Below are 12,335 nucleotides of genomic sequence, written 5' to 3' on the forward strand. Positions count from 1 at the left end.
ACCAAACTCCTTGTAAATGATTAAAATTAAAGAGCGATGTCCTTAATCGCCCAACTATTGCTGTATTAGTTTTTTGAAATCTTTAAAGATCTTAAGATTTAAGAAAAAACCCACTTTAAAAATACCTAAAAAACATAAAGCAAGACCACTAGATTATACTATAGTTAAGTTACATATTGTATAATTTTGAGAAAAATTCATTATTCAAGTAAGGGGAATTAATGCGCTGTAGGGTATATTACGAAGATACCGACTCTGAAGGCGTGGTCTATCATGCGAATTATTTGAAATATTGCGAAAGGGCTAGGAGCGAGTTTTTTTTTAAACAAAAGGTCTTGCCAGAAAATGAAGAAGGCGTGTTTGTTATCCGCTCTATCAAAGCGGATTTTTTCACCCCTGCGAGCCTTGGGCAGGTCTTAGAAATAAGAACGCAAATTAAAGAATTAAGAAAGGTTTTTGTGGTGCTTTTTCAAGAAATTTATTGTATCCAAAACGCTTCTTTAGAGCCTATGAAGCCTTTTAAAGTCTTTGCTTCAGAAATCAAGTTTGGCTTTGTCAATCGCTCTACATACAGCCCTATTGCCATTCCTAAATTGTTTAAAGAGCTGTTCAATGCCATCTGATTCAGGAAAACCCACCATTATTTACCCTTGTCTTTGGGATTATAGGGTGATCATGACTACTAAAGATGAAAGCGTGTTAAAAGAGCTTTTAAAAACCTACCAACGCCCCTTTAAATTGGAATTAAAAAACACTTCTAAAAACGCTAAATTTTATAGCTTTAATGTTTCTATGGAAGTTTCAAATGAAGAAGAACGGAACGAGATTTTTCAAAAAATTTCACAATTAGACAAAGTGGTTCAAACGCTTTAATCTTTTAAAACAAACGCTTTAAATTTTTGACCCCTTTCTTTATACGAAGAAAATTGATCCAAACTGGCCGCGCTGGGTGAAAGCAAAGCGATTTCATTTTGCGATAAAACGCTTTTAATTTCTTGAACCGCTTTTTCTAACTCCAAACAAACCTGACAAGAAACATTAAATTCTAACGCTAAGGCTTGGACGATAAAAGCGCTTGATCCTATCGCATAAAGGCTTACTTCATGGTTTTTAAATTCTTCAAAAAGGGGGGTTAAATTGACTCCTTTAATATCGCCCCCTAAAATCAAATGGATTTTTTGGTTTTTAAAGGTGTTTAGGGCTTGTAAGGTGGCGTCAATGTTCGTGGCTTTGCTGTCATCTACCCACAAACGCCCTTGTTTATCCCTAAATTCTTCCATTTTATGCGAGCCGATTTTAAAAGCGTTCAGTCTTTTAAGGGCGTTTTCTCTATAATCTTGCCATTTTAAATTCTTTATTTTTAAAAATTGCTCATAAACTAAAAGGGCTAAGGCAGCGTCTAATAAAAACGCTCCCTTAAAAAAAAGAGCGTTAGAAGGGATTTTTAAATATTCTAAAACCTCTTCGCTTGTGTCAAAAAAGATTTTTTGCGCTTGCGAGTTTTGAATAATGGGGTGTTCTTTGAATTTTAAAGGGAGGATAGCGAGCGAAGTTTTAGGCATCAATGTTAAAACCTTGAGTTTAGCGTTCAAATAATTTTCAAAACTGCAATGCCAAGTCAAATGATCGGCTTCTACATTGATGAGCAAGTAGATTAAGGGGTAAGCCTTATTGGTGTAATGCAAAGAAAAAGAGCTTGTTTCTAACACCCACAAAAGCGATTGCTTTTCAAACAATTCAATCAAGGGCGTGCCGATATTCCCCCCACTCACAGCCTTAAAATCTTCTAAAAGCATGGTGAGCATTTCTGTCGTGGTGGTTTTCCCGTTAGTGCCGCTAATACTGATTATAGTAGGCGTGAAAACCAAATCAAACAAGCTATTAATATAATCGTATTCGCTCACTAAATGCTTGGCTTTTATGACTAAAGGGTGCGTGAAACTGATGCCAGGGCTGACTATCTCTAATTGGGAATCATTAGGGTTGAAATTCTTACTAGGGTAGCAAAGAAAACCCTCTCTATCCTTATGAAATGAAGAGAATTGATCATCAAAAAATTTGACTTCGTTATGGTTTTTTTTAAAAAAACGCGCTAGGGCTAGAGTGGTTTTGCCATGCCCCAATAAAGAGATTTTCATTTAACGCACCTTCAAGCTTAAAAGAGCGACTAAATTACTCAGCATAGAAATGATCCAAAAACGCACGATCACCTTGTTTTCTGCCCAGCCCTTTTGCTCAAAATGATGATGGATTGGCGCCATTAAAAAAAGGCGTTTTTTACGGGTTTTATAACTCCCTACTTGCAAGATCACAGACAAAGTTTCTACCACAAAAATTGATCCCATTAAAACCAATAAGATTTCATTATGCGAAACAATAGCGTTATAAGCGATAAACCCCCCTATTGCCAAACTCCCGCTATCGCCCATAAACACGCTTGCCGGGTTGCAGTTATACCACAAAAAGCCAAAGAGCGATCCCACTAACGCCAGCGAGACAACAAACAATTCCCCCACATCTATGACTTTAGGATAGAGCAAGTATTTAGAAAATTCCGCATTCCCTGCCACATACACAAAGATAGAAAGGCTTAAGAGGGTGAAAATGCTAGGCACGCTCGCTAAGCCGTCTAACCCGTCGGTTAAATTCACCGCATTGCTCGTGGATAAAAAAACCAACACCCAAAAACCAACCGCTAACATCGTGGGCATTTCAAACAAGGGGTTTTTCAAAAAAGGCACGTATAAAAAAGTGTCTAACCCCTTAAGGCTCAATAAAACAGACACCACAAGAGAAAGGACAAAAAGCATACCAAATTTCATTTTCGCGCTCATTCCGGCATTGCTTTGTTGGTTGATTTTAGTGTAATCGTCTCTAAAACCCACAAAACTAAAGCCCATTAACACTATTATCCCTAACAACACATAAAGATTACCCAAAGACGCGCACAACACGCTCGCAACAATGGTTGCAAAAACAAAAACAATCCCCCCCATCGTAGGGGTATCCTTTTTATTCTGGTGGCTTGGCACGAAGTTAGAAATGGGCTGGTTAGCCTTTTTAGCCTTGGCCCATAGAATGAATTTGGGCATTAAAAAAAGCGTGAGGAAAAAGGCTATGAAAAACCCTAACCCTGCTCTAAAAGTCAAATACTGGAAAAGATTGATATTGAAATAACCATATAGTAAAGAATAGAGCATAAAATCCCCTAAAATCGCCATGCTTGAAATTTAGAAAAAAGAAAATTGTAGCGCAAATTGATTTACTTAAAAATAGCATGAATAGGGTAGGATAGGAGTTTATTTTAATTTTTAGGAGTTTTTTATGGAGCGTTCGCTTATTTTTAAAAAAGTTAGAATTTATTCTAAAATGTTAGTGGCTTTAGGGCTTTCAAGCGTGTTGATCGGTTGTGCGATGAATCCAAGCGCTGAAACAAAAACACCAAATGACGCCAAAAATCAAGTTCAAACTCATGAAAGAATGAAAACAAGCTCTGAATATGTTACGCCACTAGATTTTAATTATCCAATACATATTGCTCAAGCCCCACAAAACCATCATGTTGTAGGTATTTTAGCGCCACACATTCAAGTGAGCGATAATCTAAAACCCTATATTGATAAGTTTCAAGACGCTTTAGTCAATCAAATCCAAACTATTTTTGAAAAAAGAGGCTATCAAGTGTTGCGTTTTCAAGATGAAAAGGCTTTAAGCACTCAAGATAAGAGAAAGCTTTTTTCCGTTTTGGATTTGAAAGGGTGGGTAGGAATCTTAGAAGATTTGAAAATGAATTTAAAAGATCCCAATAATCCTAATTTAGACACGCTAGTGGATCAAAGCTCAGGCTCTGTGTGGTTTAATTTTTATGAGCCAGAAAGCAATCGTGTAGTCCATGATTTTGCTGTGGAAGTAGGGACTTTTCAGGCAATGACCTATACTTACAAACATAGTAATTCTGGAGGGTTTGATTCTTCAGACAGCATTATCCATGAAGGTTTAGAAAAGAATAAAGAAGACGCGATACATAAGATCTTAAACAGAATGTATGCCGTTGTCATGAAAAAAGCTGTAACAGAACTTACAGAAGAAAATATTGCCAAATACAGAGACGCTATTGATAGAATGAAAGGCTTTAAAAGTTCTATGCCTCAAAAAAAGTAGTTCTTAAACGAACCATTTAAAAATTAGCCTTAAAATCAGTCTTTTTAAAGGCTATTTTAAGTATAATGCAAAGTTTATTTCAATAATTAAGGATATACAATGGCAAAAAGATGCACTTTAACTTTCAAAGGGCCTATGATAGGCAATCATGTCAGTCATGCGAACAACAAAAATAAACGCCGCTTACTCCCTAACTTGCGATCGATTAAGATCCAATTAGACGATGGCACGACTAAACGCATTAAAGTGGCTGCTTCCACTTTAAGAACCATGCGTAAAGGGGCTTAGTTTTTAGAATTTCTGTCCGTTTTGATTGTAGGGGTGGTTTTGATGTTTTTGATAACCTTTTTAAAACTCCCCTTGAGATCTAAACTTCTTTTTGAGATTAAAACACAGCTTAGGTTTAGCGTTTTGATTAAATTTAGAGGTAAACGCTTTCAAAAGAATTTATTTTGATCTAGGAATTGGTTTTGTTTGAAAAGTTGAAATTTTTTAAAATCAAAAAAGACGATGAAATTCAGCCAGAAGTCAATTTAAATTCTGAAATCTATGAGCAATTTAAGGTCTTTAGACTCCCGCTTATTTTAATCCAATTACTCGTGCTTTTAGGCACTCTGGGATACTTCGCCCTAGAAAATTATAGCCTTATGCAGGCTTTCTTCCAAACGACTTACACCATGACAGCCACAGGGTTTGGCGCTTTAAATGAAAGCCAGTTTGGGCCTATAAGTATTTTTTTAACTTCCATTTTAATGTTTTTTGGGGCAGGAATTATTGCCTTTAGCGTGGCTATTTTAGTTAGCGTGGTTAATAAAGGCACGCTTACCAGATTGATTAAGGAGAAAGGTATGATTTATAAAATCGCGCGCCTTAAGGATCATTACGTGATTTGTTACCACAACGAATACACCATTGAGTTGAGCAAGCAGTTCCGTTCCGCTCAAATCCCTTTTGTGGTCGTGGATAATGACCCTAGTTTTGAAGAAGAAGCCATTAAGCACAAATACCCCTACTATATCATAGGCGATCCGCACACCAATTTAGCCATGCTAAAAACCCACTTGAGCAGCGCTAGGGGTGTTGTGGCTTTGTCTAAGATTTTACCGGTGAATGTGGCGTTAATGGTGAGCGTGCGCTTGTTTGAAAAGGAATTAAAGCGCAAACCTTACTACATCATTGCAAGCGCGCATAGCGATGAAGGCTTAGAAAAATTAAAAAAATTAGGGGCTGATATGGTGGTTTCCCCTACAAAACTCATGGCGCAGAGAGTGAGCGCGATGGCGGTGCGCCCGGATATGGAAAATATCTTAGAGCGCTTTATCAATAAAAAAGACACGCTTTTAGATTTAGAGGAAGTGATTGTCCCTAAAACCAGCTGGCTTGTGTTAAGGAAATTAAAAGAAGCCCATTTTAGAGAGATCGCTAAAGCGTTTGTGATTGGTATCACTCAAAAAGATGGCAAATACATCCCCATGCCCGATGGAGAAACGATCATTGCAAGCGAATCCAAGCTACTAATGGTTGGCACTTCAGAAGGCGTTGCGACCTGTAAGCAACTCATTGCCAACCATCAAAGACCCAAAGAAGTGGATTACATTTCCTTGTGATTGATACAGCCTTTTTTAAATAAAAAATGTTTTTGCTAATTGGCGTTTAAGGTGTTGGTTACCTCTTGCTCGTTAGTTCGCATGCTCGTATTGAAAGAATTAAAAAAGCTCTCGTATTCTTTCATTTTATTTTTCAAGCGCTCGCCGGAGTTACCGATCCATTCAATGGAGTTTCTTAAACTGCTGTCAATCTCGTTAGCGTTTTTGAAAAAGTCAAAACTCAAAAGCACTTCTAAAATCCTAACGATGCCTTTAAGGCTCAGTTCTACTTGCTCGGTAAAAAGCGCGTTACTCTTTAAAGCGCTCTGTAGTTGCTTTAAAAGCTCGTTAGTGATTTCTTTTACCTGTGGTTGTTCTGTGATTTCTAAAGCGCTGTTAGGCAAATTAGGATAGTTCATTATGTTCTCCTTGACTTATTCAAGTTTTTTAAGTATTGTTCTTTTTAGCACCACTATAGGAACTCAACCTATGGTGCACCTTCACATCAGCGTCGAGTGAGGTGCTTGAAAATTCTTTATAAACTTCATTATTCTTATAATCTCCTTTACTCTTGAACATTGTTTTTAAAACTAATTCATTTTTCTTATTGATCGCTTGCTCTACCACTACCGCATAATCATTAACTTGTTTAAACGCCGTTATAGCTTCTTTGTCGTATTTGTCTAAAGTCCTAAGAATTGCATCAGCGTTATTAACGATATATCTATAATTCGCTATATCTTCGTTCGTAATAGGAATTTCTCCATTTCTAACATTAACAGAATTAACGCCATGCCTTTTGAGTATATGAGCGATAGCATCATGATCTAAACTCGCTCTTATGTTTTCAGGGTGTTTAAAGTTAGCGTCAGCTAAAAGTTCTAATTCTTTGTTAGAGGCTTTTTCTATAATCATTTTCTTGTTGTTTTTGTGCAGGAATTCAACAATTTCAGGGTTTAGGTTATTAGTTCCAAAAGTGATCGCGTCTCTCCCGCTTGTAGGGATTTCTGCGATCAGTTCTGAACTCTTACTAAACTCGCTTGCAAAGTAGCTTTTTTCAACGCATAGCCGCTAAACTAAAAAACCTTTTTTAAGAGCACAGTTGTTGTAAGGCTTCTTTAATCGCTGCTTCTATGCTGAGATTGGGTTTTAGGGTCTTTAACACTTTATTGATTTCGGTGCTTTTAAAGCCCAAACTCTCTAGGGCTAAAAAGACTTCATTGCGCGCAGGGCTTGTTTCATCTTGAATGAAAAAGCCAATGAGATCCACCATGATCTTATCAGCGAGCTTTTTGCCTATGCCTGGGACTTGCTGGAGTCTTTTGACTTCTTTAGTGGCAATAATGTTCTCAAATTCATTCGGCGAAAAGCTTGAAAGAATGGCTAAAGCGATACGCCCCCCTACCCCATTGATTTTTAAAAGCCTTTCAAAGAAGATTTTTTCGCTCTCTTCTAAAAACCCGTATAAAAGATGCGCATCTTCTTTAATCACTTGTAAGATTTTCAAACGCGCTTTTTGACCCGCTTGAAGCAAAGCAGAAGTTCGCATAGAAACTTGCACCCCATAAACAACCCCTTGCACTTCTATATGCACTTCTAAAGCAGAAATTTTTTCCACAACCCCTATCAAACCCACTATCATTTTTATCCCTTTTTTATTTCTCGCTCTAGCCTTTTATAGCGCTTTTAGGGACTTTTTTGATTTTATGATCTTCATAGATCACATTCACGCTTTCATTATGGCTTAACATAGCGCTCAAGTTGCTCACTTTAGGGTAATTGCGATGATAGATCACGATATTTTCTTGCTTGAAAGGGTTTTTAGTCATAATACTTGCATGTTGAAAGCTGTTTTCTATGCTGATGAGTTTAGCGTAACATTCGTTATTGATTTTTTGCAATTCTAGCATTTGGGCTTTTAAGATTTTCAAACGCTTTAAGGCAAACATAAACTCGCTATAAGCGTCTTTCACGCTTTCTTGTTGCATTAAAGAGCGTTTGATCTCTTCGGTGGCGTTTTTAAGCTTTTCCATGATGGCTTGATGGTTTTTGACTAAATGGTTTAAGGACTGGTGCTGAGCGATGATTTTTTTAGATTTTAACCCTAGCGCATTGAGTTTTTGTTTAGCGGCCTTCAACTCTTCTTGGTTTTCTCGCCCTCCAAAAGCGTAAAAAATAAAGCGGTTGCCATTACCATCCACCTCATCAATCCAACATTGCTTGGAAAAATACAGCTTGTTATCGCTTTTAAGCTTTTCTAAAGCGATTTCTTTCGCATAGACCACGCTCCCCGCGCTCGCTTCCACTTTAACGCTATTGGCATACACCTTAGCGCGCTCTAAATACTTGCACTCAAACTCTTTAGCGTAGCACACGCCCTTATGATTAGTGATGCGCGCTTTATTGGCATAGACATAGCTTTCAGGGTGGATTTGCCCCTCTATAGTAATTTCTTTGGCCACTAAGATCACATTCTTGCCCACATTGCCCTTAATGTTAATCGCGCTCGCTTCTAAAATGAGATTAGAATCAATCGCATCGCTCAATTCGTCTTTAGCTTGAATTTCTAAAACTAGCCCGCTCTCCACTCCCCCTAAAAGATTAGGCACTTCAATGGATTTGATCCCATTTTTAAAAATAAAATTTTGCTTAGAAACCAAACGCCCTTTTTCCATTTTAACCCCTTGTAAGGCTTTGGAGTAATACACTAAAGCGTTATTTTCTTCTCTTTCTTCAAAAGCGTTTTTGTCATGCCCTATAGGGGTGGGCGAATTGGCAACTTTAGGCAATTCAATATAAAGGCCTTTAAGGTTACGGCCGTCTTTGCCTTGTTTGGGGTAATTCACGCAAGCGACTTTTTGATTTTCTTTAGCGATATAATCATTTTCTTTAACCAACGATTCTTCTTGATCGCTTAAAAAAATGGTATGGGTTGGAAGGTATTCTTCTTCTAATAAAAAATGGGATTGTTCTTCTACATTAGGGATAAAGGTTGAAGAAGCGTATAAAATAAAGCGCTTATTTTGGGCTTCTTTTTTATATTTTCTCAATTCTGTTTTTAAATTTTCATACATTTGTGGAAAGTGGCGAAACACCACGCCCTCAAAAGCTAAACGCTCTTTAATATACGCAAACATTTCTTGGTAATGCTCTTCAGTGTCTAGGACAATAAAACACTCATCTAGAATGATTTCTATTTTGCTCAAATTTTCATCCACTTCCACTTCAAAAAAGCGCTTATAAGCGTTTGATTTGATTTTAATGTCGTGGGTTTGATAAAGGGTTAGCTCTTTTTTTTCATAGTATTCATCTTCTTCTAATTGCTGCAATTCCCCACCAAAAGCCTCGCTAAAATCGTCTTTAGCGCTGTTTTTGATAAAAATAGAAGTTTTTAAAATCTCAAACCATAGATCTTCTGTTTGTAATTTATTTTCAGCGGCCACTTTTTTTAATTCTTTTTGAATGTCTTTGCACCGCTCAACTTTTATAGGGGCAAAATGCTCCAAGCTCATTTTTTAATCCTTAAATGGTATAATATAAGAATTTGAAAAAAGGAATATGCTAACAAAAAAACACTGAAAATTAGGTAATAAATACAACCAATATGCTAAAAAAAATATTTTTAACCAACAGCTTAGGGATTTTATGCTCTAGGATTTTTGGCTTTTTACGGGATTTGATGATGGCTAATATTCTAGGGGCTGGGGTGTATAGCGATATTTTCTTTGTGGCTTTCAAATTGCCTAATTTGTTCAGGCGTATTTTTGCGGAAGGTTCTTTTTCACAAAGCTTTTTACCGAGCTTCATACGAAGTTCCATTAAAGGGAGCTTTGCGAGTTTGGTGGGGCTTATTTTTGGTAGCGTTTTATTGGTATGGTGCTTACTAGTAGCATTAAACCCCTTATGGCTGACCAAACTCCTTGCTTACGGCTTTGATGAAGAAACGCTCAAACGATGCGCCCCTATTGTAGCGATCAATTTTTGGTATCTTTTATTGGTGTTTATTACCACTTTTTTAGGCGCGCTCTTGCAATACAAACACAGCTTTTTTGCCAGCGCTTATAGCGCAAGCTTGCTCAATTTATGCATGATTTCAGCCCTTTTGATTTCTAAAGACAAAACGCATTTAGAAGTGTTGTATTATTTGAGCTATGGCGTGCTTTTAGGGGGCGTGGCTCAAATTTTATTACACTTTTATCCTTTAGTCAAATTGGGCTTATGGGCTTTATTATGGAAAGGATTTTTGAGCTTTAAGACCAAAAACGCCACCAAAAAAGAATACCGCTCTAAAAGGGCTAAAAAAGATCTAAAAGGGTTTTTCAAGCAATTCCTCCCCAGCGTCTTAGGCAATTCTAGCGCTCAGATCGCTTCTTTTTTAGACACCACGATAGCCTCTTTTCTGGCGAGTGGGAGCGTGTCTTATTTGTATTACGCTAATAGAGTTTTCCAGCTCCCTTTAGCTTTATTTGCCATAGCCATATCCACAGCCCTTTTCCCTAGCATTGCGATCGCCATTAAAAACAATCAGCAGGATTTAATCTTAGAGCGCTTGCAAAAGGCGTGGTTTTTTTTGGTGGGGGTTTTGCTTCTTTGCAGCATTGGGGGGATCATGTTAAGCAAAGAAATCACAGAGCTTTTATTTGAAAGGGGGCAATTTAGCCCTAAAGACACCCTAATCACTTCGCAAGTCTTTTCGCTCTATCTTTTAGGCTTGCTCCCTTTTGGGCTAACCAAACTCTTTTCTTTGTGGCTTTATGCGAAATTAGAACAAAAAAAAGCGGCTAAAATCTCTTTAATTTCGCTTTTTTTAGGTTTAATGGCTTCTTTGAGTTTAATGCCTTTGTTAGGGGTTTTGGGTTTAGCGTTAGCGAATAGTTTGAGCGGGTTATTTTTATTTGTTTTAACGATAAAAGCGTTTGGCTTTCAATCATTCTTGGGTATAATCAAGAATTTAAAATCATGGCTTGTAATCCTTTTCCTCGCTTGCGTGGAAATCTTATTACTCTTAGCGTTCAAATCGTGGGTTACACATTTATATTTATTTTATTATTTTCAAGGTTTTTAAATGTTCATTTATGATACCAAATTAAAACAAAAAGTCCCTTTTGAGCCTCTAATTGAAAAAAAGGCGAATATTTATGTGTGCGGGCCTACGGTGTATGATGACGCTCATTTAGGGCATGCCAGGAGCGCGATTGCTTTTGATTTGTTAAGGCGAACGCTTGAATTGAGCGGCTATGAAGTGGTGTTAGTAAGGAATTTCACGGATATTGACGATAAAATCATCAACAAAGCCTTAAAAGAAAACAAAAGCATTCAAGAATTAAGCAGCATTTATATTGAATCTTACACGAGGGATTTAAACGCTTTGAACGTGAAAAAACCCAGCCTAGAGCCTAAAGCGAGCGAGTATTTAGACGCTATGGTGGGCATGATTGAAACGCTTTTAGAAAAAAATATCGCTTATCAGGTCTCTAATGGGGATATTTATTTAGACACGAGCAAGGATAAAGATTACGGCTCTTTGAGCGTGCATAATAGTAGTATTGAATTTGGCCGTATTGGTTTGGTGCAAGAAAAACGGCTTGAACAGGATTTTGTGTTATGGAAAAGCTATAAGGGGGATAATGATGTGGGCTTTGATAGCCCTTTAGGCAAAGGGCGCCCTGGCTGGCATATAGAATGCTCTAGCATGGTTTTTGAAACTTTAGCGCTCGCTAACGCCCCTTATCAAATTGATATTCATGCAGGTGGAGCGGATTTGTTATTCCCCCACCATGAAAATGAAGCGTGCCAAACCCGTTGCGCCTTTGGCGTGGAGCTTGCCAAATATTGGATGCATAACGGCTTTGTGAATATCAATAACGAAAAAATGTCTAAAAGTTTAGGGAATAGCTTTTTTATTAAAGACGCCCTGAAAAACTATGATGGCGAAATTTTGCGCAATTACTTACTGGGGGTGCATTATCGCTCTGTTTTGAATTTCAATGAAGAAGACTTGTTAGTGAGTAAAAAACGCTTGGATAAAATCTATCGTTTAAAACAGCGCGTTTTAGGGACTCTTGGAGGAATCAATCCAGACTTTAAAAAAGAAATTTTAGAATGCATGCAAGATGATTTAAACATTTCTAAAGCGTTGAGCGTTTTAGAAAGCATGCTTTCTTCCACTAATGAAAAACTGGATCAAAACCCTAAAAACAAGGCTCTAAAGGGCGAAATTTTAGCGAATTTGAAGTTCATAGAAGAACTGCTTGGCATCGGGTTTAAAGACCCTAGTGCTTATTTCCAATTAGGCGTGAGTGAAAGCGAAAAACAAGAAATTGAAAACAAGATAGAAGAAAGAAAACGCGCCAAAGAGCAAAAAGATTTTTTAAAAGCCGATAGCATCAGAGAAGAGCTTTTGAAACAAAAAATCGCTTTGATGGACACCCCACAAGGCACGATCTGGGAGAAGTTTTTTTAAACGCCTCCAATTTTACCTTTTTACACATTCTAGCCACAAATTTCAACATTTTTGCTTTTTAATCTTGTAAATTTTATATTCATTTACCTAATACTTGATAGAATTGGACATTGGCTGTAAATACT

The 12,335-nt window shown here is 37.3% G+C and carries 13 protein-coding genes; 7 read left to right on the plus strand and 6 right to left on the minus strand.

Annotated elements, in window-relative coordinates:
- Window positions 1–221 precede the first annotated feature (221 nt).
- Window positions 222–623, plus strand: coding sequence for an acyl-CoA thioesterase YbgC (ybgC, locus tag QAP06_RS04005; RefSeq protein WP_126131004.1), 402 nt, complete (start codon window positions 222–224; stop codon window positions 621–623).
- Window positions 613–873, plus strand: coding sequence for an HP0495 family protein (locus tag QAP06_RS04010; protein WP_286464905.1), 261 nt, complete (start codon window positions 613–615; stop codon window positions 871–873). The genes ybgC and QAP06_RS04010 overlap by 11 nt, the downstream gene beginning before the upstream one ends.
- Here the strand turns inward: QAP06_RS04010 and murD are convergent.
- Window positions 870–2,138 carry a UDP-N-acetylmuramoyl-L-alanine--D-glutamate ligase gene (gene murD / locus QAP06_RS04015; RefSeq protein ID WP_286464906.1) on the minus strand — a complete coding sequence of 423 codons (1,269 nt, stop codon included), beginning with the start codon at window positions 2,136–2,138 and terminating at the stop codon, window positions 870–872. The two genes, QAP06_RS04010 and murD, sit on opposite strands and share 4 nt — an antisense overlap.
- A complete protein-coding gene (mraY, locus tag QAP06_RS04020) occupies window positions 2,139–3,200 on the minus strand; it encodes a phospho-N-acetylmuramoyl-pentapeptide-transferase (protein ID WP_286464907.1) in 1,062 nt (353 codons plus the stop codon).
- A 124-nt stretch (window positions 3,201–3,324) separates the two neighbouring features.
- Between mraY and QAP06_RS04025 the strand changes: the two genes are divergently transcribed.
- From QAP06_RS04025 to QAP06_RS04035, 3 genes are all read left to right on the plus strand, one after another.
- Window positions 3,325–4,161: an HpaA family protein gene (locus tag QAP06_RS04025; RefSeq protein ID WP_286464908.1), complete on the plus strand. Its 837-nt coding sequence runs from the start codon at window positions 3,325–3,327 to the stop codon at window positions 4,159–4,161.
- 99 nt (window positions 4,162–4,260) lie between these two features.
- Complete coding sequence (gene rpmB, locus QAP06_RS04030; protein ID WP_001119005.1) at window positions 4,261–4,449, plus strand: 50S ribosomal protein L28; 189 nt, start codon at window positions 4,261–4,263, stop codon at window positions 4,447–4,449.
- Window positions 4,450–4,631: 182 nt separating this feature from the next.
- Window positions 4,632–5,768 (plus strand): potassium channel family protein, encoded by a 1,137-nt coding sequence (locus tag QAP06_RS04035; protein ID WP_000461980.1) that lies wholly within the window; start codon window positions 4,632–4,634, stop codon window positions 5,766–5,768.
- 35 nt (window positions 5,769–5,803) lie between these two features.
- Here the strand turns inward: QAP06_RS04035 and QAP06_RS04040 are convergent, their stop codons facing one another.
- The 4 genes from QAP06_RS04040 to QAP06_RS04055 form a co-directional block, all read right to left on the minus strand.
- Window positions 5,804–6,166: a hypothetical protein gene (locus QAP06_RS04040; protein WP_286464910.1), complete on the minus strand. Its 363-nt coding sequence runs from the start codon at window positions 6,164–6,166 to the stop codon at window positions 5,804–5,806.
- A gap of 28 nt (window positions 6,167–6,194) precedes the next feature.
- Entirely contained in the window at window positions 6,195–6,662 is a 468-nt protein-coding gene (locus QAP06_RS04045; RefSeq protein ID WP_286464911.1) for a PBECR3 domain-containing polyvalent protein, read from the minus strand.
- Window positions 6,663–6,837: 175 nt separating this feature from the next.
- Window positions 6,838–7,389, minus strand: a complete 552-nt coding sequence (ruvA, locus tag QAP06_RS04050; protein ID WP_286464912.1) for a Holliday junction branch migration protein RuvA — start codon at window positions 7,387–7,389, stop codon at window positions 6,838–6,840.
- Between the two features lie 25 nt (window positions 7,390–7,414).
- Window positions 7,415–9,259 (minus strand): FapA family protein, encoded by a 1,845-nt coding sequence (locus QAP06_RS04055; protein WP_286464913.1) that lies wholly within the window; start codon window positions 9,257–9,259, stop codon window positions 7,415–7,417.
- 92 nt (window positions 9,260–9,351) lie between these two features.
- Here QAP06_RS04055 and murJ point away from each other — a divergent pair, with 92 nt between their 5' ends.
- On the plus strand, window positions 9,352–10,812 hold the full coding sequence (gene murJ / locus QAP06_RS04060; RefSeq protein WP_286464916.1) for a murein biosynthesis integral membrane protein MurJ: 1,461 nt from the start codon (window positions 9,352–9,354) through the stop codon (window positions 10,810–10,812).
- The gene (cysS, locus tag QAP06_RS04065) at window positions 10,813–12,210 is read left to right on the plus strand and encodes a cysteine--tRNA ligase (protein WP_286464917.1); all 1,398 of its coding nucleotides are present in this window, start codon (window positions 10,813–10,815) and stop codon (window positions 12,208–12,210) included.
- Window positions 12,211–12,335 lie beyond the last annotated feature (125 nt).

It is taken from the genome of Helicobacter pylori (assembly GCF_030323545.1).
GTDB classification, from domain to species: Bacteria; Campylobacterota; Campylobacteria; order Campylobacterales; family Helicobacteraceae; genus Helicobacter; species Helicobacter pylori_CO.